Source organism: Acinetobacter sp. C32I (assembly GCF_023702715.1).
Classification (GTDB): Bacteria; Pseudomonadota; Gammaproteobacteria; order Pseudomonadales; family Moraxellaceae; genus Acinetobacter.
The window spans coordinates 2,858,195-2,878,574 of the sequence record NZ_CP098480.1 but is presented as its reverse complement, the minus strand read 5'-3'; the positions used below and the strand labels follow the sequence as shown (position 1 = coordinate 2,878,574).

21 protein-coding genes and 1 pseudogene are annotated in these 20,380 nt (G+C 40.0%); 13 read left to right on the top strand and 9 right to left on the bottom strand.

Features of this window, described 5'->3' with window-relative positions; all coding sequences use genetic code 11:
• Positions 1–211 precede the first annotated feature (211 nt).
• Positions 212–1,123, bottom strand: coding sequence for an alpha/beta hydrolase (locus NDN13_RS13745; RefSeq protein ID WP_251115854.1), 912 nt, complete (start codon positions 1,121–1,123; stop codon positions 212–214).
• Between the two features lie 203 nt (positions 1,124–1,326).
• Between NDN13_RS13745 and NDN13_RS13740 the strand changes: the two genes are divergently transcribed.
• Positions 1,327–1,764 (top strand): DUF2147 domain-containing protein, encoded by a 438-nt coding sequence (locus NDN13_RS13740; protein ID WP_004657126.1) that lies wholly within the window; start codon positions 1,327–1,329, stop codon positions 1,762–1,764.
• Positions 1,765–1,831: 67 nt separating this feature from the next.
• Here the strand turns inward: NDN13_RS13740 and NDN13_RS13735 are convergent, their stop codons facing one another.
• Positions 1,832–2,182: an arsenate reductase gene (locus tag NDN13_RS13735; RefSeq protein ID WP_032859429.1), complete on the bottom strand. Its 351-nt coding sequence runs from the start codon at positions 2,180–2,182 to the stop codon at positions 1,832–1,834.
• A 437-nt stretch (positions 2,183–2,619) separates the two neighbouring features.
• Positions 2,620–3,444 carry an exodeoxyribonuclease III gene (locus NDN13_RS13730; RefSeq protein WP_005201607.1) on the bottom strand — a complete coding sequence of 275 codons (825 nt, stop codon included), beginning with the start codon at positions 3,442–3,444 and terminating at the stop codon, positions 2,620–2,622.
• Between the two features lie 41 nt (positions 3,445–3,485).
• Between NDN13_RS13730 and pyrE the strand changes: the two genes are divergently transcribed.
• Positions 3,486–4,136, top strand: coding sequence for an orotate phosphoribosyltransferase (gene pyrE / locus NDN13_RS13725; RefSeq protein ID WP_005317342.1), 651 nt, complete (start codon positions 3,486–3,488; stop codon positions 4,134–4,136).
• Between the two features lie 71 nt (positions 4,137–4,207).
• Here the strand turns inward: pyrE and ddlA are convergent, their stop codons facing one another.
• Entirely contained in the window at positions 4,208–5,317 is a 1,110-nt protein-coding gene (ddlA, locus tag NDN13_RS13720; RefSeq protein WP_251115853.1) for a D-alanine--D-alanine ligase, read from the bottom strand.
• Positions 5,318–5,642: 325 nt separating this feature from the next.
• On the opposite strand from ddlA, the gene NDN13_RS13715 reads away from it, so the two are divergent.
• Positions 5,643–6,479 carry a GNAT family N-acetyltransferase gene (locus NDN13_RS13715; protein ID WP_251115852.1) on the top strand — a complete coding sequence of 279 codons (837 nt, stop codon included), beginning with the start codon at positions 5,643–5,645 and terminating at the stop codon, positions 6,477–6,479.
• A gap of 4 nt (positions 6,480–6,483) precedes the next feature.
• Here the strand turns inward: NDN13_RS13715 and NDN13_RS13710 are convergent, their stop codons facing one another.
• Positions 6,484–7,203 carry an SDR family NAD(P)-dependent oxidoreductase gene (locus NDN13_RS13710; protein WP_251115851.1) on the bottom strand — a complete coding sequence of 240 codons (720 nt, stop codon included), beginning with the start codon at positions 7,201–7,203 and terminating at the stop codon, positions 6,484–6,486.
• 444 nt (positions 7,204–7,647) lie between these two features.
• Here NDN13_RS13710 and NDN13_RS13705 point away from each other — a divergent pair, with 444 nt between their 5' ends.
• Positions 7,648–8,331, top strand: coding sequence for a hypothetical protein (locus tag NDN13_RS13705; RefSeq protein WP_251115850.1), 684 nt, complete (start codon positions 7,648–7,650; stop codon positions 8,329–8,331).
• Complete coding sequence (locus NDN13_RS13700) at positions 8,315–9,064, top strand: hypothetical protein (protein WP_251115849.1); 750 nt, start codon at positions 8,315–8,317, stop codon at positions 9,062–9,064. Before NDN13_RS13705 ends, NDN13_RS13700 begins: the two co-directional genes overlap by 17 nt.
• Before the next feature lie 29 nt (positions 9,065–9,093).
• Here NDN13_RS13700 and NDN13_RS13695 read toward each other — a convergent pair whose 3' ends face one another.
• Together NDN13_RS13695 and NDN13_RS13690 are read right to left on the bottom strand one after the other, a co-directional pair.
• On the bottom strand, positions 9,094–10,407 hold the full coding sequence (locus NDN13_RS13695) for a DNA cytosine methyltransferase (RefSeq protein WP_251115848.1): 1,314 nt from the start codon (positions 10,405–10,407) through the stop codon (positions 9,094–9,096).
• Complete coding sequence (locus NDN13_RS13690; protein WP_251115847.1) at positions 10,408–11,544, bottom strand: DNA cytosine methyltransferase; 1,137 nt, start codon at positions 11,542–11,544, stop codon at positions 10,408–10,410. It lies immediately after the preceding gene.
• A 148-nt stretch (positions 11,545–11,692) separates the two neighbouring features.
• On the opposite strand from NDN13_RS13690, the gene NDN13_RS13685 reads away from it, so the two are divergent.
• Entirely contained in the window at positions 11,693–11,899 is a 207-nt protein-coding gene (locus NDN13_RS13685; protein ID WP_251118239.1) for a helix-turn-helix domain-containing protein, read from the top strand.
• Positions 11,900–11,922: 23 nt separating this feature from the next.
• Here the strand turns inward: NDN13_RS13685 and NDN13_RS13680 are convergent.
• Positions 11,923–12,119: pseudogene (locus NDN13_RS13680) on the bottom strand (DUF3565 domain-containing protein).
• Positions 12,120–12,572 carry a MarR family winged helix-turn-helix transcriptional regulator gene (locus NDN13_RS13675; RefSeq protein ID WP_251115846.1) on the bottom strand — a complete coding sequence of 151 codons (453 nt, stop codon included), beginning with the start codon at positions 12,570–12,572 and terminating at the stop codon, positions 12,120–12,122.
• A 178-nt stretch (positions 12,573–12,750) separates the two neighbouring features.
• Between NDN13_RS13675 and NDN13_RS13670 the strand changes: the two genes are divergently transcribed.
• The 7 genes from NDN13_RS13670 (at position 12,751) to ftsA (ending at position 20,339) form a co-directional block, all read left to right on the top strand.
• Positions 12,751–13,230 (top strand): glutathione peroxidase, encoded by a 480-nt coding sequence (locus tag NDN13_RS13670; protein ID WP_251115845.1) that lies wholly within the window; start codon positions 12,751–12,753, stop codon positions 13,228–13,230.
• 225 nt (positions 13,231–13,455) lie between these two features.
• Positions 13,456–14,400 carry a glutathione synthase gene (gene gshB / locus NDN13_RS13665; protein WP_005317365.1) on the top strand — a complete coding sequence of 315 codons (945 nt, stop codon included), beginning with the start codon at positions 13,456–13,458 and terminating at the stop codon, positions 14,398–14,400.
• A 228-nt stretch (positions 14,401–14,628) separates the two neighbouring features.
• Entirely contained in the window at positions 14,629–15,726 is a 1,098-nt protein-coding gene (gene murG / locus NDN13_RS13660; RefSeq protein ID WP_251115844.1) for an undecaprenyldiphospho-muramoylpentapeptide beta-N-acetylglucosaminyltransferase, read from the top strand.
• A 13-nt stretch (positions 15,727–15,739) separates the two neighbouring features.
• Complete coding sequence (gene murC, locus NDN13_RS13655) at positions 15,740–17,185, top strand: UDP-N-acetylmuramate--L-alanine ligase (protein WP_251115843.1); 1,446 nt, start codon at positions 15,740–15,742, stop codon at positions 17,183–17,185.
• A gap of 39 nt (positions 17,186–17,224) precedes the next feature.
• A complete protein-coding gene (locus NDN13_RS13650) occupies positions 17,225–18,151 on the top strand; it encodes a D-alanine--D-alanine ligase (RefSeq protein ID WP_251115842.1) in 927 nt (308 codons plus the stop codon).
• 6 nt (positions 18,152–18,157) lie between these two features.
• Complete coding sequence (locus tag NDN13_RS13645) at positions 18,158–19,015, top strand: cell division protein FtsQ/DivIB (protein ID WP_251115841.1); 858 nt, start codon at positions 18,158–18,160, stop codon at positions 19,013–19,015.
• Positions 19,016–19,076: 61 nt separating this feature from the next.
• Positions 19,077–20,339: a cell division protein FtsA gene (ftsA, locus tag NDN13_RS13640; RefSeq protein ID WP_251115840.1), complete on the top strand. Its 1,263-nt coding sequence runs from the start codon at positions 19,077–19,079 to the stop codon at positions 20,337–20,339.
• The last annotated feature ends 41 nt before the right edge of the window (positions 20,340–20,380 follow it).

The window sequence follows — 20,380 nt, the reverse complement described above, 5'->3', positions numbered from 1 at the left end:
GAAGAACGATTATTGAAATAACAATAACATCTTTAGAATGAGAAAAAAGTCGAACTCTGGGCTTTTTAATGCAAATCAGGACTGGAAAAATTCTTTGATAAATCAGCTCTTATCTGAATATCCAATCAATTTTATTTTATGATGACCAAAGCGAATTAAGAGTGACAATGGTCAGACATAGCTGACCATTTTTCACACGATTTTGTTGGGTTCAGTCATGATCAAGGGTATGGGCAAATTCAGCAATATCTGCCAAGGCTTGTTTGGCTTCAGGGAACCAGGCATTAAACATCTGGAAGTTATGCCACATGCCGGTATATAGCTTGAATTGAACTTTGACATCGGCTTTTTCCGCTTTTTCTCTAAAGCGTTTTGAGTCATCCAATAGAATTTCTTTAGAGCCGACTTGTACCAAGGTGGGTGGTAGCCCTTTTAAATCATCAAACAACGGTGAAACACGTGGATCATCGGCTTGGATGCTCTCGGTGAGATAATGATTGATACCTGCCTGTAAGGCCTCAATCGACAATAAGGCATCATGTTTCTGGTTAAAGCGTAGCGATTCACTAGTCAAGGTGAGATCAAGATAAGGCGACATCAGAATCAAGCCACTTGGCATCAGTTCTGGTTGTTGTTTGAGACGTAAACACAGTGCCAAGGCAAGGTTAGCACCGCAAGAATCGCCTGAAATAATAATATCTTTCGGTTTAATGCCTTGTACCAACAGCGCTTGATAGACATCGAAAATCGCATCGATGGCTTCAGGATAAGGATGTTCAGGTGCAAGTGGATAATCAACATGAATCACTTGCATTTGGGTGCGTGCGGCAATATCCGTCATCAAGGCACGATGGGTATTTAAACTACCGAGGAAAAATGCACCACCATGAATATGAAAGATCAGCTGTGTTGCCGCTGCTTGGGCTTTGATTTCTTCACCGCGCACGCCTGCCAGACGGATTGGGCGAACTTGTACTGTTGGATTTTGTGGAAATAGACGACACAACTGGTCGAGCAACGGACGTAGCGCATTTGGGGCCAAGTTAAATTGGCTCGGTGTCCGAATCGTCGCTTTAAGTAAGGATTCAGTAAAATAATATTTCCAAACAGTAGCAAATTTCATAATTTTTCCATATTGTTAGATCAGTATAGCAATAAGAAAGTTCTTGAAAACAAGTGATGCTTACGCACGACGATAATATCTGAAAAAATGTGCGCTATGACACTCTTACTCAGGTTATACCAAATAGTCATAATCAAGAATTGCAATATTGATTGAAGTTCTCAATACTTTCAGTTTGAAAGACCCTTAAGGATATTACAAAAATGAAGAAAATTGCTTTAGCATTTGGATTGCTCGGTTTGACAACTTTTGCCAATGCAGCGGATGCGCTGAATGGCAGTGTTTGGCAGACCATCGATGATGAAACAAAACAGCCAAAGGCGATCGTGAAGTTCACGGAGCAAAAGGATGGAACTCTCACTGCGTCTATTCAAAAATATTTGGTGGCGGGCCAAGAAAATGCCTGCTCTAAATGTGAAGGAACTTACCATAACAAACCACTGAAAGGTGTGACCATTGTGCATGGCCTGAAAAATGTCGGTGGTGTAAATTACGATGGTGGCTCAATTATCGATCCTAAAAATGGTAAAACCTATAAATTGAAAGCTGAAATCATCGAAGGCGGTAAAAAGCTGAAATTACGTGGCTATATCGGTGTCGCTGCTTTAGGTCGTAACCAAACTTGGATTCGTACTAACTAAGCCAGATTTAAATAATAAAAAACCGAGTTCTAAGACTCGGTTTTTTATTTCTGCCCATCTTTAGCGTTTAAGCGGATAAGGCTTGATAGGTGGCTTCATCAAAGCCAATCACAAAACCTTGTGGGGTTTGCAGTACAGGACGCTTAATCAGGCTAGGCTGTGCGATCAGGGCTTCAATCAGGTTCTGTTCATTGCTGGTGGCGTGTGTTTGCTCATCGGCAGTGAGTTTGCGCCATGTGGTGCCTTTTTTATTCAGTACTTTGTCTGCACCAATCTCTTTTAACCAGATCGCTAAAGTATCTGCATCAATGCCTTGTTTTTTATAATCATGAAATTCGTAATTGATGCCGTTGGCTTGTAAGGCATCAAAGGCTTTTTTCATCGAATTACAATTTTTAATGCCGTAAATTTTAAACATAGTGAAAACCATAAAAACAATAAAGAGATGAACCAAAGCCTAACGTAAAAGGAGGGTGGTGTACCAGTTGAAATTTTTTATTAGGTTGATCGGTAGGGTGTATGCAGCAACAGTTAAATGACGAAAAAGATCATGCGAATTGAGCAGAACTGCTAAAGACAAATTAAAGCAAGAAAATCTAAGATTTAGAAAAGAGAAAACCCGCATATAATCTTCCTGATTATGCGGGTCTCATTTCAACGTCCAATGTCTCATCCATGCAAATAAACTTAATCTAAGTTTATTTTATCTTCCTACGGCGTCCTATCCCTTTTTGGTCATCCTGACCGCTTCCCTGTGCCGTGAAGCTATAATGCCGTTCTAGATGCGAAATAAAAATACACAAAAGCGACAAGTTATGTAAGCTAAAGAAGCGATCAAAGTGAACAAGTGTTCACTTATTCGTGTATTTTGTAGTCGATAATCACGGGTGCATGGTCGCTAAACCATTGTTCTTTATAGACCCATGCATTTGTTGTGCGTGCTTTCCAGTCTGGAGAGCATGAATGGTAGTCGATACGCCACCCAACATTTTTCGCACGTGCTTGACCGCGATTTGACCACCATGAATACAATTCTGCTTCAGGGCGAACTTCGCGGAAAGTATCCACATAACCTAACTCGTCATACATATGATCGAGCCAAGCACGTTCATGTGGCAGAACCCCAGAAGATTTCTGGTTACCTGACCAGTTTTTAATATCGATGCGTTTATGCACGATATTATAATCCCCACAGACAATGATTGATTTATTTTCATCTCGCCACTGTTTGAGTATTTTGGCGTATTCTTGTAAAAACACGTCTTTGCGTGCTTGCGCTTCGTCACCGCTTGATCCTGATGGCAAGTATAACGAGGCAATATGAACAGTTTGTGACAGCCCTAAATCAAATTCAGCTGTGGTAAAACGCCCTTGAGAATCAGCGAGTTCAAAGCCTAGACCATCTTTCACTGACACGAATGGCAGACGGCTATAAATCGCCGTACCTGCGTAGCCTGCGCGTTCAGCAGGGAACAGGTGGGTATACCAGCCTTCAGGTTTAAATTTATCGGTCCATTGTTCATGAGTGATGCGGCTTTCCTGCATACACACCACATCGGCACCCGACTGTTCTAACCATTCGAGTAGGCCTTTGGTGACTGATGAGCGCAAGCCATTTACGTTAATTGAAACGACTCGAAGAATTTTTACATCACTTGGATAGCTATCCTTTGGTATCATACGTCTGTTTAACCTCAATTGAAGAATTTGGAGCACTTTATATGACAACGCCTGTGTCATTTCATCCGCAAGCTTTTATCGAACTCGCATTATCACGTGGAGTGCTTAAATTTGGTGAGTTTACCTTAAAATCAGGCCGTGTCAGTCCTTATTTCTTTAACGCAGGTTTGTTAAACGATGGTGAAGCACTGTCTTTGTTAGCGCAAGGCTATGCCGATAAACTGGTGCAGTGCGACAATGTCGGTGTGATTTTTGGCCCAGCCTATAAAGGGATTCCTTTTGTTGCAGCAACAGCGGTGGCCTTGTCTCAAGTGCACGGCAAAAGCGTACCTTGGGGCTTTAACCGTAAAGAAGCCAAAGATCATGGTGAAGGCGGTGTGTTGGTGGGTGCATCGGTTGCAGGTCAAAAAGTTTGGATCATTGATGATGTGATCACTGCGGGGACAGCGATTCGTGAAGTTGTGACCATCTTAAAAAATGCAGGTGCTGAAATTGCAGGTGTATTGGTGGCGTTAGATCGTCAGGAACGTGGTCAAGGTGAGCTTTCTGCGATTCAGGAAGTACAAAAAGAACTCGAAATTCCAGTACATGCATTGATTACCATGAAAGATTTGATGGATTATCTAGATACGAAAGGCGAAAAAGACGCTTTAGCCAATATGCAGGCTTATCGTGAAAAATATGGCATCTAAGTTTTAGATGTAAACGAAAAGGAAGCGAAGGCTTCCTTTTTTATTCTTTGGTTTTGAGCGGGAAAATACGATTACTCTTTCTTGTTTAAAGAAACTGTATTTTGTAGCTGAGCATTATTTTCATGATGTTCGATCGCTAATTCTATTAAACGGGTAATGAGGTCAGAATAACGTAGTCCACTCGCTTCCCATAGTTTTGGAAACATACTTATGTTGGTAAAGCCCGGTAAAGTATTTATTTCATTAATAAAAACTTCTCCATTTTTTGTTAAAAAAACATCAACCCTTGCGAGTCCAGTGCATTCCAAAACTTCATAGGCTTTAATTGAGATCTCTCTAATTTTTTGACTGATTTCATCCGATATATTTGCAGGTATCGTTACTGTTGCGCCTTTATCATTAATATATTTTGTGTCGTAAGAATAGAAACTATCTTCCAGTTCAATTTCTCCGCAAACACTCGCTAAAGGTTCACTGTTGCCGATAACGGCACATTCTATTTCTCTGCCATCAATTCCTTGCTCAATCAAAACTTTATTGTCGTAAATGAATGCTGTATCTAGAGCTGTTTCAAATTCATCTTGAGTGGTGACTTTACTCACACCTACTGATGAACCCTGATTAGCGGGTTTAATGAATAATGGGCAGCCTAATTGTGAACTTGCAATTTCGAAGCTGATATCTTTTCTATTTTTCTTCATTAGCTTTATGAAGGGGGTAATATTTAAGCCAGCATCTCTTAATAATCTTTTGGTTATATCTTTATCCATACACATGGCAGAACTGAGGACTTGAGAACCAACAAATGGAAGGTTCACCATTCTTAGCAATCCTTGCAATGACCCATCTTCTCCAAGTGTTCCGTGAACGATCGGAAAGATCACATCCAATTGCGATAGCGTTTTGTTTTGAAACTCTATGATTTGTTTTTCATTTTTCCCTGGAATGAACGCAATATTTCGTCCTGATTGATGTAGTGAAATGAGAGATGGATTGTCTGAATTTAATAAAAAATGAGTACTTTTATTCAGATGCCATATTCCATTTTTATCGATACCGATTAATGTCACATCAAATTTTTCTCGATCTATCGCATCAACAATATTTCTTGCAGACTGAAGCGAAACCTCGTGCTCGGTAGATTTCCCCCCAAATATAATGCCAATATTTTTCTTCTGCATTCCTATATTTCCTTAAATATTTACTAAATTTTCAGTTAAAAACCAAACCTTAATGTACCTCTGAATGATGTAACATCATGATTAATATTTGTGACACTTAGCTAAATTTATCTGAATATCAAGGGAGAAGGGAAGCCATTACAGAATGATTGATTACTATTGGTTACGACATATTTTTCTTCATTTCTAGGTTAGCTAAAGCTCAATAATCTTTTAATAAAATAAAGAATTAAAATATTTAGCTTATTGTTGAAAATTAACTTAGATATCAAAGATATTTTCATTTGTTTCAAATTGATCGTAACTACAGTTAGAGAAAAGAAAAGTGAAAAACAAGATTGAGCAGGCAAATCCTGATGTGAAAATTATAAGAGGATTTTTTACATCCCAAAATGAGTGCCAACTCATTTCTCAATGGCTGGATGCTCGATTTTATCACTCTCTTGGGATCACCGTATTTCTTGATCGGACACAAGTGATTGATACACAGTGGCAGCTGTTAAGACTATATGATTCTAACCAGCCTAATGAGCTCCTTGGTGTTGCAGCCATACTTGCCAGAGGGACTTGTTTTTGGTTACCTGAGGAAAGCAGCTCTGCTGGATTGCTTTGTTCAGAGATTCTTAAACTTCAGCCACTTCGAATTGTCACTACATCTTTTGGCCGTGATGTATTGCGTTCTGTGGCAGGGCATCAAGTGAGCATATTACGACAGTATGATCAATGGATTATGGTCTGTACACGTCGTTTCCCACAGACAAGTGGCCGTTTAGCGATTACTTCAGATATTCCTCGTCTGATTGAATATCAGCACTTATACAACCAAGAACGCTCGGTAGATGAACGATCTGATTGGGATGTACTTATTCAGCAAGCGAAAGTTGTTGTGTATGAGGTTGAGGGTCAGATTGTCTCAATCGTCCGATTCGGGATTGAAACTCATCGTTTAGTCAGTCTAGGCGGAACGTATACCTTTCCTGCCTATCGTCGGCAGGGCTATGCTGAGTGTGTGGTGGCGTTTGCAGTCAATCAAATCGTTGAGAGTGGGCGTACGGCACACCTTGTTGCCGATATAGATAACACCTCTGCAATAGAACTTTACCGACAAATGGGCTTTGAATGTATTGGTTCATCTTATGTTGGCTATTTGGAGTATTCATAAACAGCTAAACATTCGGATCCAACATCGCAGGCATCAAGATTTCTTTAACACAGCTTGCCTTAGTGGTTGAAAGAATAAAGTGAATTGCCTGAACCACATCGGCTAAAGGAATAAGAGAGTATTTCGTTTCTTCTAAAATATCTTGAGTTGCTTTTTCAATTTCATATTCACTGGCTAGATAGCCCAAATTCAGCACACTGACTCCAATCAAGTGCTCACGTAAGATTTCTCGTAGTGATTGCGCAATGCCCCTTAACGCAAATTTGGTAGCGGAGAAAACAAGTTCTTTACCATTATGATTATCAACACCCCACGTTGAGCCGATTAGAATGATTTTGGCGTTGTTAGAGAGTTTTAGATTTTCAATAAGAGATTGGATTGACAGGATACAGGTTGTGATATTGGTATGAATGATTTGGTTGATTTCAGCAGCAGAAACATTTTCAAAATTATAGTTGTTGCTAAAAGCCTGTTGTTCCCAAATACCCACATTGTAAATCAGCACATCAAGTTTTTGCTGTCCAATTGTTGCCTTTACATCGCTTACAGCCTGTTCTGGTTTGGATAGATCAGCACGAATCCAGTTTAAATTCGGCATTTCTTGTGGTTGGGTGCGAGAGACACCATAGATGGTATCTGTTGGCTTTGGTACAACTTGAACAATGGCTTTTCCTAGGCCTTTACTGACGCCGTAGATGAGAAATGTTTGATTCGAGTTATCCATTCATCTATCCATACTTTTAGATTAAAAAATCACTATAAAATCTCAAGTTAGCTTGAGGTCAATACTTGAACCTATAGTTCTAGAATTCGCTTTGGCACATATGCAGGTCTATTGTGAAAAAGGCGGCATCTAAGAATTAGATAGAGGAAAGAAAGCAGAGGGTTTTCTTTCTTCTTGAGTTTGGCTAATTGATTATTGGAAATAATGATTAAAAAGTGAGCTTGGGACATGGAAAGTGACGAAAGATCCGTTCTAGTGGGCTGAACTTTAGAACGTATTTTTATAAGGTGTTGATTTGAAAATTAAAAATTAAATTATTTCGCATAAGGCGTATTATGTTAATTTTAGGTAAATTAAATATTCGTCTTTAAAAAAAATCTTTTTCTTTCTTTAAGTTATTAATTTCATATAAATTATGGGCTTTTATTATTTAAGGTTCTAATTTTGAAGATTATTAATTCTGGAAAAATTTCTTATAGTAATGGTGATTTTCCCACTAATTTGATAGTAGAAGCTGCTATCAATGTAAATCATAAACTAAAATCAGCTCAATTAGATACAGCTAAAGAGGTTCCTCTAGATATCTATGACATTATTGATCTAAGAATGTTAAGTGGGCTAATTGGTGAAATGTTAATCGCTGAGTTAAGTTTCATTAGCAAAGGAAAGTTATTAAAAAATCCTGATATTGATGGCTATCCTGATCTTTGTGATATATCAACTATTCAAGATAAAGACTTCAAAAGTTACCCGTCAAACTATTTTAAAAATTATCCTTATGGAGGAATAGAAGTAAAAAATACGTTTGGAGTAAAAAAAGCTAAGACAGATCTAAAGCCACGAGAAAGTAGATTATTTAAGATTCAAAAAAAGTTGGTATGGAAAGCACATCATCAATATACCAATCACTTATTAGCTATTCATTCCGATTATATAGCTAACATCCCACAAATTATTGCGATTTATTATGCCAACAATTTGACTACTTCTGATTGGACTGTTACCCAAAAACCCAAAGAAGGCAGTACCATGACTTCTTTTTGCCAAACAGAGACATCTGGTTTTATGAAAATCAAACAAGGACTCATTTGTTTTCAAGAAGGAATAGGTTATGAACAGTTCATGTAACATTAAATATTCTTCGACATCCCATCCTAAAGCCATCACATGTTCTATTTCACCAGAAACTTTACAAAAGGCCGTTAAGATAACTAACGAATATTTAATAAATTTACCTAGTTTTTTTTCAACGACAGATAGCTTTTATGAAATATTAAATCAACGGAATCTAAGTGGTTTCTTAGGTGAAATTTTCAAAAAAGTTATTTGTGAACTAGATAAAAACTTCATTCCTAATCCACATCCAGATGGAAGACCTGATATTCTGCATTTGGAGAATGCTTCGATCGTTAAACACTTTAATGAAGAATGCTTTGATCAAATTACAAAGTTACCCATTAGATCCTTTTTAGCACCTTTTCAATTTAATGGTATTGAAGTCAAGGCCTCTATCGGCTCTCTCAAAGGGGCCGCAAAAGATTTTCCTATAGGAAAGCCTAGGATCAATGATATTTCATCAATTAACTATTGGGCACATCATAGACATGCATGTAATTTATTAGGTATATACTACGATTTTTGTGAATACAATAATGGCATGCCACAAATAAAAGCTTTATTTTTCTGTAACTTAATTGAGGAAGACTGGAATAAGGTTAGCCTAGGAAAAGCTGAAAATAAGAAAACAAGCAATACTTCTTTAAATAAAGATGGTATTTCTAAGCTCAAAAACTCCTTGATTCTTTACTCAAGCGAGCAAAAATATATTGATTATTTCAGAAAAAATAATTTCCTAATGTAAATAAAAATGGAAGGGTAGCCCCTTCCATTTTAATCAAATGAAATCATCAATCTAGATATTTTCTCTATTAAGTATGGAGGAACTGATTCACCAATGACTTCTGCTATTTTGACTGCACTTAAAACTTTACCATCAATTTCAAAATCATAAGAATATTTGTCAATCGTCTGTAGAATCATTGCTTCATAGATTGATAAAACTCTATTTTGGCTAGGATGTACTTTGTTATCAGAGGCTTCATATATAAAGTTTTGAGTCAATGTTCGTGCAGGTTCATCCCACTTCATGCGCCTATAGGCTGAATGAAAACCTTTTAGAGGCCTATGATTTCCTAATTTATCTACAACAGTTGGCCTTGGTAAAAGAGCATTACAGTTATCACAATAAATTGGTGTGTCTTTAGAAGCAATCCACTTTCCATCTACTAAAATATCTTTATGCCCTGGTGTACCTGTATATCCGCAACTAATACATTGATTATTAAATGCAGTGGTACCTTCTTTTGTATTACTAATCCACCAGTATTTCCGAGGATTCATAATTGGAACAAAATGATATTTATTGAATTCAGTATTTTTATTTTTCCCTTCACTTGCATCTAAAGGGGGTAAGTTCTCGATAGCATCTCTTAATGTTATCTTTTTTTCTTTCATTGCTAAAGGAAAAAATGTATTCCCATTTAATTTAAACCATTCTTTCGCTTTAGTATTTTTTGTGAAGATAGTAATAAGTCGCCTTCTTTTTTGAGGAATACCATGATCCTCACAAGCGACCACCTCAGCACAACCATCATAGTCATTACCTAATTCTTGGCGAATATATTCAATAATATTCATATAAGAATTATCATCTAGACGTATTTCCGTATTTTTCATGGCTGGTACATTTTCAAAAAGTACCCATTCTGGTTTTAGCTGCTTAACAATAGTTAGAGTGGGAATAATTAACCTATTTCTTTTATCCTCTTCAGAACGCTTTCCTTTTTCAATTTCACTTTTTAATTTACCCATTCCATTAGTAGACATCCCCTGACATGGTGGCGTTGCATAAACCAAAAAGAGCTCATCATTGCGTAGAATTTTATTTGTTTTACTGACTATTCGATCTTGAAGTTCCCAAATATCTCCTTCGATAATATTGTCAGTTTTAAAATTTTCTTTATATAATTTTACTCTCTCTGGTAAAAGTTCATTTGCTAAAACAATTTCAATACCACTGCTAATTATACCTAGTTCACCAATGCCCGCTGATGAAAATAAGCACAATGCTTTTTTCAACTTAGTACTTTGTTTATAACGGCTAAAGTCCTTAGTACTTTCTAAATCTATAGACAACTGTTCCATCTAAATATCCTTTCGTAAAATACTAAGAAAAACGTTAGCAAAAGCACTACCAAGAATAGGAGGAACTGCATTACCAATTTGAGTTGCTATGTCAGTTTTTGAACCACAGAATATAAAATGATCATCAAAACCTTGTAACCTAGCAGCTTCTCTTGGGGTTATAGATCTGTCGTCTAAGGGATGTATACATTTACTAGAAGCAGGAGAAGTAAATTTTACTGTTATCGTTGTAGATACATCATCTTTACCTAGCCTTGAATAGCATGAACTATATCCACTTGAAACTAAGCCTTGAGGTAAAGCATTAATATTAGAACCTGAATGCTTTATTACTTCTAACATTTTTTCAGAATGATTAGCTGCTTGATGTAAGTTAACGGTTTCTACCGAATATTTTCTTCGCTCAATTTGATATTCATTTAAAGGAGTACTCTGGTAATGAGTTGCTTCTTCTCCCGACTTTATAGATGGCAAATCAGATATTGCATCCCACACTGTTACAGCTGGACACCCAGAGTCTGTATTGAAAATATGTTTATCTTTTAATTTAGTTCCTATAACTTTCCCTGAAAAATAATGTGTTGGTGTAGGAAAAAGTACTTCTGTAAAGCCTAAATCTTTACGAATCCCAATAAGAATGAATCTTTCACGTTTTTGTGGTACACCATAATTTGCGGCATTTACTATACGCCAATCTACAACATAACCAACTTTATCAAAACCTTCTTGAATATCCTCTAATAAAAGACCTCCATTAGCATTAACAAGACCTACAACATTTTCCATTAGAAAAACTTTAGGTTGTAGTACTTTTACATATTGCATAAAAGACTTATATAAGCTGTTCCTTGGGTCTTCTAAATTTTTTCCACGAGATGGTCTTAGCGAAGAAAATCCTTGGCATGGAGGTCCACCAACAATAACGTCAATTTTTTCTTTTATAGTTGCAGGATCTATATCCTCAATCTTTCCACATACAATATTTGCATGTTTATGATTAGCTTGAGCAGTCTGACAAGCTGATTTATTCATATCAATTCCCATCACAGTCTGAAATGATGGGTCTGCTGAAGTCAAACCATAAGAGATGCCACCCGTTCCACAGAAAAGATCGAGAACATTATATTTTTCACTCATAAACAAAAATTAATCCACAAATCTATAAAAGAGTACTTACATATAATAAAATATATATTAACCACAAGATAAATACCTACAGCAGGTATTTATTTTATACTACAAGTGCTGAATGTCAACAACTGATATATCTATTTACGGGCTCTGTATGATTAAATGCAAATTATCTAACATATTAGGAGAGAGGAAACTTAAAGTTTCAGATGTTGCAAGAGCCACAGGAATAAATAGAAATACATTATATAATATGTATAAAGAAGAAACTGTTCGTTTAGAAATCGATGTTTTAGACAAACTATGTGAATTTTTTAATTGTAATATTGAAGATTTACTTGAATTTCATCCAAATGAATAGCTTATCATTTAACATAAAATCTCTTATCCGAATTGTACATCTTCACACCACTTACATTCTAACATCACCCCTAATTTTCATTCCGCCCTTGTTCGGTTAACACCCAAGGGCGATTCTGCCATGGTGGATCATGGCGCACATGTTGCCCATGCCCACAAGCAAGATCAGCTATCCAATGAGCTTCTTCATCGAGATGAAAACCGACAATCGCTTGCTGCATTTAATTTTCCAGAGACTCGAGTTTAGATTGTTCCAAACCCTTTAAAAAACGATGGCATAAGCTATGAATCGCCACTAAATCATTCGGGTCCATACCCAATGAGCAGGCGAGCTTAAATGGAATTGCGATAATCTCATCTTTTGAAGTCAGTGCTTTTTCCAGCAAGATCACTTTTTTCATTCGCTCATCTTCTTTGACCGCAACACGTTTTAAAAACTGCTTTTCTTCGAGTTTTTTAATAATCGGTGTCAGCGTTCCGGAATCAAAAAAAGTCTTTTGCCCAATTTCAGACAACATCACATTGTCCTGCTCATACAAAGCCAGCAATACAATAAATTGCGGATAGGTCAGATCATATTCCTGCAGCAAAGGGCGATATTGGCGAATCATCGCATTGGTCGCGGAATACATGGCAAAACACACTTGGTTATCCAAAAATGAAACTTCAGCCATGATGATTTGTCCTCGACTCAGTTGTTGAACATTCAGTATAAATTGGATTGCTCAAAAAGTATATTGCGCATAATTAACTTGCACACAAGATAATTGTGTGAAATATTAAATGAGCAAGCTGAATGATTCAGCAAACGATTTTAAGTACATCCACCATTGGATAGAAGAGAGAACACCTATGAGCAAGATTTATGATTTTCAGGCTGAACTGTTAGAAGGCGAACAAAAGAACCTCGCCGATTACCAAGGCAAAGTGTTATTGGTAGTGAATACCGCAAGCCAGTGTGGTCTAACGCCACAATTTGAAGGTTTGGAAAAGTTATATCAGGACTATCAACAGCAAGGGTTGGTGATTCTTGGTTTTCCATGTAATCAATTTGCCAACCAAGATCCATCCAGCAATGAAGAAATTGGCAGCTTCTGCCAGCGCAATTATGGCGTATCTTTCCCGATGTTTGCCAAGGTCGATGTCAATGGCCCAACCGCACATCCTTTGTATCAATACCTCACTTCTGAAGCCAAAGGTCTGTTAGGCAGCAGCATTAAATGGAACTTCACCAAATTCCTGATCAATCAAAACGGGGAAGTGGTGAAACGCTATGCCCCAATCACCAAACCTGAAAAAATTGCCAAAGATATCCAAAAGCTTTTGGGATAAATAGCCTAAAAAATGAGGAAAATGGAAATGACTAGTCTACGATGCGTCCACTGGTGATTTCCTCATCCGAAACAAATGAAATCATAAAGCTGAATATTTTTAATATGTTGTAATTAATTGAACAAAATAGATTTTTTAATCTTTAAGATTTATACAACTTGTTTCACGATTGACCGCAAACTTCGCTATACTTTTTGCCAAGATTAAAAATACGAGCGTCAGATTATGCGTGTACTTGTAGTGATGGACCCGATTGAAACTGTGAATCTCAAAAAAGATTCAACCATGGCAATGTTATGGGCGGCCAGCCGTCGTGGGCATGAATTGGGTTATGCATTACAACACGATTTATATATCGACCAAGGCAAAGCCTTTGGCCTGATCTCACCACTAAAAGTATTTGAAGATTATAACCATTATTATGAGTTGGGCGAGCAGCGCAAAGAATCGTTGGCGGATTACGATGTGGTGTTGATGCGTAAAGACCCACCCTTCGACATGAACTTTGTCTATACCACTTATATTTTGGAACAGGCCGAGCGTGAAGGCGTGTGGATTATCAACAAACCACAATCACTACGTGACTGTAATGAAAAGCTGTTCGCGACCCAATTCCCTGAATTACAAGTACCCACTTTGGTGACTTCTCAACAAAGCCTGATTCGTGAGTTCATCAAAGAACATGGTGATGTGATTGTGAAGCCTTTGGATGGTATGGGCGGTATGGGGATTTTCCGTTTATACCAAGATGGGGTAAACATTGGTTCGACCTTGGAAATGCTCACGGAAATGGGTACGCGTCCGATCATGGCACAACGTTATATCCCTGAAATTGTTGAAGGTGATAAACGCATCTTGATGGTCAATGGTGAGCCGATTCCATATTGCTTGGCACGGATTCCGCAAAATGGTGAAGTGCGCGGTAACTTGGCCGCGGGTGGTCTAGGTCAGGCCCGTCCACTGACTGAAAATGATAAATTGATTGCCGCGAAAGTCGGTCCATTCCTGCGTGAAAAAGGTCTGGTCTTTGTTGGTTTGGATGTGATTGGTAACTATGTGACTGAAATTAACGTGACCAGTCCAACCTGTATCCGTGAGATTGATGCACAATTTGGCACCTCGATTGCCGACGATCTTTTCGATGTTTTAGAAGCAGGTCCTAAAAATTAAAAAAGTTGCATTTTTGACCGAATTGCCCGTTTGTATTCCATCAAAATTTGGACGCAAATGGGCTTTTGTATATTGGCAGGACCTTGTTTTTAACAAAGAATCGAAAAAAGCCGAGCTTTCTGTTGTAAACAAGTGAAATTCGCTTTTCGTGAATGAAGCTTTAGGATTAAAATAACGCTCGAAAACAATAGACGATAACCTTCTTTTTTTGAGTTGAAGAATTAGACCGTGACCAATTCACCGCAGAACAAACCCAAACATGTCATGATGATGGCCGCAGGTACAGGTGGGCATGTATTTCCCGCGCTTGCTGTTGCCAAACAGCTGCAACAGGAAGGCTGCCAAGTCTCTTGGTTAGCGACGCCTACGGGAATGGAAAATCGGTTGCTGAAAGATCAAAATATTCCGATTTATCAAATTGATATTCAAGGTGTACGCGGCAATGGCTTAGTTCGTAAACTCAGTGCACCCTTTAAAATTTTAAAAGCCACGCTCAGCGCTATGCGCTATATGAAACAGCTCAAGATTGATGCTGTGGCGGGTTTTGGTGGTTATGTGGCAGGCCCAGGTGGCTTGGCTGCACGTTTGCTGGGTATTCCTGTGCTGATTCATGAGCAAAATGCGATTGCAGGGTTTACCAACACCCAATTGGCACGTATTGCCAAGACCGTGTGTCAGGCTTTTCCAAATACATTTGCAAACAGTGATAAAGTCGTGACCACAGGTAATCCTGTGCGTGCGGAAATCACGGCAATTTTAAATCCGTCTTGGCGCTATCAAACCCGCGAACAGGAACAATTACCGATCAATCTTCTGGTTGTGGGTGGTTCACTGGGTGCTCAAGCGCTGAATGAGCGTTTGCCTGAGGCCTTGAAAAAGGTCAATGTTCCGCTGAAGGTGTTCCATCAGTGTGGTCAAAACAAGCAAGAGGCCACGCGTGCATTGTATCAAGGTGCACCTGCCAGTTTGGACATTCAGGTGGAACCGTTTATTCACGATATGGCAAAAGCCTATAGTGAAGCAGACTTGATTATTTGCCGCGCCGGTGCTTTAACGGTGACCGAAGTGGCAACCGCAGGTTTGGCCGCGATTTTTGTGCCTTTACCGATTGCGGTGGATGATCACCAAACTGCAAATGCGAAATTCTTGGCCAATGCTGGCGCAGCCAAGATTTGCCAGCAAGCAGACATGACACCTGCTGTTTTAGATGAGTTGTTAGCAACATTATTAAATCGCCAACTACTGTCTGAAATGGCTGTAAAAGCACGTCAACAAGCACAACCGAATGCAACACAGCATGTGGTTGATCTGATTAAAAAATTGTAATTCGAGTTTATCTATGTCTCCTACAAATCCAAACCAAGCCAAAAAGCTGATTAAAGTGCCAGAAATGCGCCGTATTAAAAATATCCACTTTGTTGGTATTGGTGGTGCGGGGATGTGCGGTATTGCCGAAGTATTGAGTAACCAAGGTTATAAAATTTCAGGTTCAGACATTAAAGCCTCGAAAACCACGGCTCAACTCGAAGCGAATGGCATTAAGGTGTTTATTGGTCACTCGGCTGACAATATTAAAAATGCCAATGTATTGGTGGTATCGACTGCGATTGATCCTGAAAACCCAGAAATTAAAGCAGCCATCGAACAACGTACCCCAATCGTGCGTCGTGCGGAAATGTTGGGTGAGTTGATGCGTTACCGTCACGGGATTGCGGTTGCGGGAACGCATGGTAAAACCACAACGACAAGCTTATTGACCACCATGTTGGCAGAAGAAAACCTTGATCCGACTTATGTGATTGGCGGTTTGCTGAATAGCACAGGTGTAAATGCTGCATTAGGCGAAAGCCGTTTTATCGTGGCGGAAGCGGATGAGTCGGATGCTTCTTTCTTGTATTTGCAACCAATGGCTGCGATCGTGACCAATATCGATGCAGATCATATGGACACCTATGAAGGCAGCTTTGATAAGTTAAAAGATACCTTTATTCAGTTCCTACATAACCTGCCATTCTATGGCTTGGCTGTGGTCTGTGGTGATGACGCCAATATTCGTGAAATTTTACCGCGTGTCGGTCGTCCAGTCCTGACCTATGGTTTTGATGAAGGCAACGATATTCGTGCGGTCGATGTTGAACAAGAGGGCATGCAATCGCACTTTACCGTATTGCGTAAAGACCGTGAGCCATTGCGTGTCACCATCAATCAACCAGGCTTGCATAATGTCTTGAATGCATTGGCTGCGATTGGTGTAGCAACCGATGAAGGTGTTTCTGATGGTGCGATTTGTCGTGCTTTAGAAGGCTTTAGTGGTGTCGGTCGTCGCTTCCAAGTTCAGGGTGAATATGAAGTGGGCGAAGGTGTGGTGAAATTGGTGGATGACTATGGTCACCATCCGAAAGAAGTTGAAGCCACCATTAAAGCGGCACGTGCCAGCCATCCAGACCGTCGTTTGGTGATGTTGTTCCAGCCGCACCGTTTTAGCCGTACCCGTGATTGTTTTGATGACTTTGTCGATGTGTTGTCGCAAGTCGATCAACTGTTATTACTGGAAGTTTATCCAGCAGGTGAAAAGCCGATTGTGGGTGCTGATAGTCGTGCTTTAGCACGTAGTATTCGTTTACGTGGTGAAGTTGAACCGATCTTGGTCGATCCAGTGGAAGGTAATTTACCGAACGTTTTACAAAAAGTGTTACAAGCAAATGACCTGTTATTAACACAAGGCGCGGGTAACGTTGGCGCAATTTCGGTAGAATTGGCTCAGCATCGCTTGTATGCCAAATAATTTTGTTTTGTGAATATTAAAAGTTTTAAGGATATAAACGTGTCAAATGCTGCAAAATTCGGCAAAGTTGCTGTGTTGTTTGGTGGGAAGTCGGCTGAGCGCGCTGTGTCATTGGACAGCGGTCAAGCTGTTTTAGAGGCATTATTACGTTCGGGCGTTCAGGCAGAAGCATTTGACCCACAAGATCGTAGTGTGACTGAATTGGTTGGCTATGATCGTGCTTTTATCGTATTGCATGGTCGTGGTGGTGAAGACGGCCAGATCCAAGGTGTCTTGGAATGGTTAAACCTTCCGTATACGGGTACGGGTGTACAAGGTTCTGCGATTGGTATGGACAAAGTCAAAACCAAGCAAATCTGGCAGGGGAGTGACCTGCCGACTGCGCCGTACCGTATTATCACCAAAGATACAGATCTTGAACCTGTGATTGCTGAACTAGGCTTGCCGGTGATTATCAAACCAGTGCATGAAGGCTCAAGCGTTGGCATGAGTAAGGTTGAAAAAGCCGAAGACTTTGCTGCGGCGATTGAGAAAGCCACTCAGCACGACGCGGTGGTGATGGCAGAAAAATGGATCACAGGTCGTGAATTCACCATTTCATTCTTAAATGGTCAGCCATTACCCGTGATTCGTTTACAGCCACCCGCAGATGTAGCGTTCTACGACTATGAAGCGAAATATCAACGCAATGACGTGGAATATGGCATTCCTTGCGGTCTGAGCGAATCGGAAGAGAAAAGCTTACAAGCATTGTGCTTACGTGCATTCCAAGCAGTAGGTGCAGAAGGCTGGGGTCGTATTGATGCGATGCAGGATGAGCAGGGCAACTTCTGGTTATTGGAAGTGAATACCGTTCCGGGAATGACCAGTCACTCTTTGGTGCCAAAAGCGGCGCAAGCAGTGGGTTATAACTTTGATCAGCTCTGCGTTGCGATTTTAGAGCAAACCTTAACAACGTCGGCTTAACGATTTATGGCTCAACTACCTGCTTCGATGCGCCGTAAAACACGGCCAGCCATCAGCTCGATTCACGAGAAACCGCCTTCGCCTCGACAAAAGATGGTGAATGCGGGCGGTTGGATATTGCTGGTGATTGCATTTGCAGTGTTGGCACTGGGTCTGTTTGCTTTATATAAAGTTATGACAGATGCTCGAGTCGCACAGTTGCAGGTGGTGGGAACCCATTCTGATGTTGAGAATCAACAGTTAGTTCAATATCTTAATCCGATTATTAAAGATAACTATTTCACTTCAGATTTAGAACAGATTCGAGATCAAGCATTAAAAGTGTCATGGGTTGATCGTGTGGTAGTGTCACGGGCTTGGCCAAATGCAATTCGGGTGCGGGTGATGCCGCGTCATGCGATTGCACGTTGGGGAACAGGGCGTTTGCTCAGTGACAATGGTGATGTATTTAGCGAGGCGGTGCCAACAGCACATCCAAACTTGCCGCTACTACATGGGCCTGCCAGCCAATCCAAAATGATGATGCGTCGCTATAATGAAATTAATCAACTGTTTCATCCAGCGAATTTGAGATTAAAAGAATTGTATTTAACCGAGCGTATGACGTGGTTCATGCAATTTGATTCAGGCCTGCGGATTATTGTAGATCAGGATCAGACCATGAATAAGCTTCAGCGTTTAAGCCATTTGGCACAAACGGATTTAAAACCTGTATGGTCAAAAATCACGGCAATTGATCTGCGTTATCGGAATGGCCTAGCTATTCAGTGGAAAAACGCAGCTCCGCCAAAGATTGTCAACGGTCAGTTAGTTGTAACGAGTGATGACACAAGCCTTGCAGGGGCAATTCAGGCAAAGCCATAATACGTGGCTTAAAATAAAGGGCAGTGGTCCTAAACAACATTAAAGATATGGTATTGAAGTAATGAGTGAAGCTGTTCCCTCAGTTGTTGCGATTGATATTGGGACTCATAAAGTCACAGTTTTGATTGGTAAGATCCATGCGCCGGATAAGATCCAGGTCATTGGCATGGCAACTGCTCGCAACCGAGGTATGGTTAAAGGCAAGATTGTTAGCTTAGACAAGGTGATTGCGGCGATTAAAAATGCGGTATCCGAAGCAGAGGATATGGCGGAATGCCGTATTCATAGTGCATGGGTGTCGATTCCAAGTACTGAATTACAAAGTTTTTATGCCTCAGGTCGTACGCCTGTTGCGAACCACGATCATATTATTACGACAAATGAAGTGGTGCGCGCCTTAGAGTTGGCCAAAGCCAGCCATGTATCGCCAGATTATTATCTGGCCAGTGCGGTGCCATTGGGCTTTGAGCTGGGTGATTCGGCGGAGTGGGTACAAAACCCAGTCAATATGTCGGCGCACAGCATGACGGGTCATTATCAGTTGATGATGATGCCGATCAGCACCATGCAAAACCTTGATCGTGCCATGAAAGGCGCCAATATCGGGGTGGAGAAAATGGTGGTGTCTTGCTTGGCAACTGCTGAAGCCAGTCTGCTCAAAGACGAAAAAGAATATGGTGTTTGCTTGGTGGATATTGGTGCGGGTATTACCAATATTGCTGTGTATCTAGATGGTCGATTGGCTTTAGCACGAACCTTGCCACGTGGTGGTGAGAATGTCACCCGTGATATTGCCGCTGTTTTACAGACCACCACGGAAGAAGCGGAACGCATCAAGATTTTGCATGGCTGCGTGGATATGAGCGTGGTCAAACCCGATCATATGATTCAGGTGCAAGGCATTGATGGTACACAAACCATCAGTCGTATTGAGCTTGCAGAAATCATCATTGCGCGCTATGAAGAAATCTTTAGCCTGATTCGTGAAGAGTTAGAGCATAGTGGTGCAATTCATGGTCTCTATCATGGCGTGGTACTCACTGGGGATGCCTGTCAAATTGAAGGCATGGTGAATCTGGCACGTCGTATGTTGGGTGTCTCGGCACATTTGGGTAATCCGCCGTTACAGGTCTACGCGGATGATCAGCATTTACCAGCCTTGCGTCGTTCAATGTATGCAACTGCAGCGGGTTTGTTGATGTTTAGCCAGAGTGATTTGCAAGATGCGGTGGAAGAACCAGAAGAGGCAAGTGATCGTAGTTTTGTTGATCGCGTTGCCAATGGTTGGAATGCATTAAATAGCAAATTAAAGGCCATCTTTTAAGTTGTAGTTATTTTTGGGAAAATTTGTTAGGAAGTTGTTCT

Coding starts and splice junctions, on each gene's coding strand:
- NDN13_RS13645 (WP_251115841.1), top strand. CDS start 18,158: ATGGCTCAACTACCTGCTTCGATGCGCCGTAAAACACGGCCAGCCATC.
- NDN13_RS13735 (WP_032859429.1), bottom strand. CDS start 2,182: ATGTTTAAAATTTACGGCATTAAAAATTGTAATTCGATGAAAAAAGCC.
- NDN13_RS13740 (WP_004657126.1), top strand. CDS start 1,327: ATGAAGAAAATTGCTTTAGCATTTGGATTGCTCGGTTTGACAACTTTT.
- ddlA (WP_251115853.1), bottom strand. CDS start 5,317: ATGCAGAAGAAAAATATTGGCATTATATTTGGGGGGAAATCTACCGAG.
- NDN13_RS13670 (WP_251115845.1), top strand. CDS start 12,751: ATGAGCAAGATTTATGATTTTCAGGCTGAACTGTTAGAAGGCGAACAA.
- pyrE (WP_005317342.1), top strand. CDS start 3,486: ATGACAACGCCTGTGTCATTTCATCCGCAAGCTTTTATCGAACTCGCA.
- NDN13_RS13695 (WP_251115848.1), bottom strand. CDS start 10,407: ATGGAACAGTTGTCTATAGATTTAGAAAGTACTAAGGACTTTAGCCGT.
- NDN13_RS13700 (WP_251115849.1), top strand. CDS start 8,315: ATGAACAGTTCATGTAACATTAAATATTCTTCGACATCCCATCCTAAA.
- NDN13_RS13685 (WP_251118239.1), top strand. CDS start 11,693: ATGATTAAATGCAAATTATCTAACATATTAGGAGAGAGGAAACTTAAA.
- NDN13_RS13690 (WP_251115847.1), bottom strand. CDS start 11,544: ATGAGTGAAAAATATAATGTTCTCGATCTTTTCTGTGGAACGGGTGGC.
- ftsA (WP_251115840.1), top strand. CDS start 19,077: ATGAGTGAAGCTGTTCCCTCAGTTGTTGCGATTGATATTGGGACTCAT.
- NDN13_RS13675 (WP_251115846.1), bottom strand. CDS start 12,572: ATGGCTGAAGTTTCATTTTTGGATAACCAAGTGTGTTTTGCCATGTAT.
- NDN13_RS13730 (WP_005201607.1), bottom strand. CDS start 3,444: ATGATACCAAAGGATAGCTATCCAAGTGATGTAAAAATTCTTCGAGTC.
- NDN13_RS13745 (WP_251115854.1), bottom strand. CDS start 1,123: ATGAAATTTGCTACTGTTTGGAAATATTATTTTACTGAATCCTTACTT.
- murC (WP_251115843.1), top strand. CDS start 15,740: ATGTCTCCTACAAATCCAAACCAAGCCAAAAAGCTGATTAAAGTGCCA.
- gshB (WP_005317365.1), top strand. CDS start 13,456: ATGCGTGTACTTGTAGTGATGGACCCGATTGAAACTGTGAATCTCAAA.
- NDN13_RS13710 (WP_251115851.1), bottom strand. CDS start 7,203: ATGGATAACTCGAATCAAACATTTCTCATCTACGGCGTCAGTAAAGGC.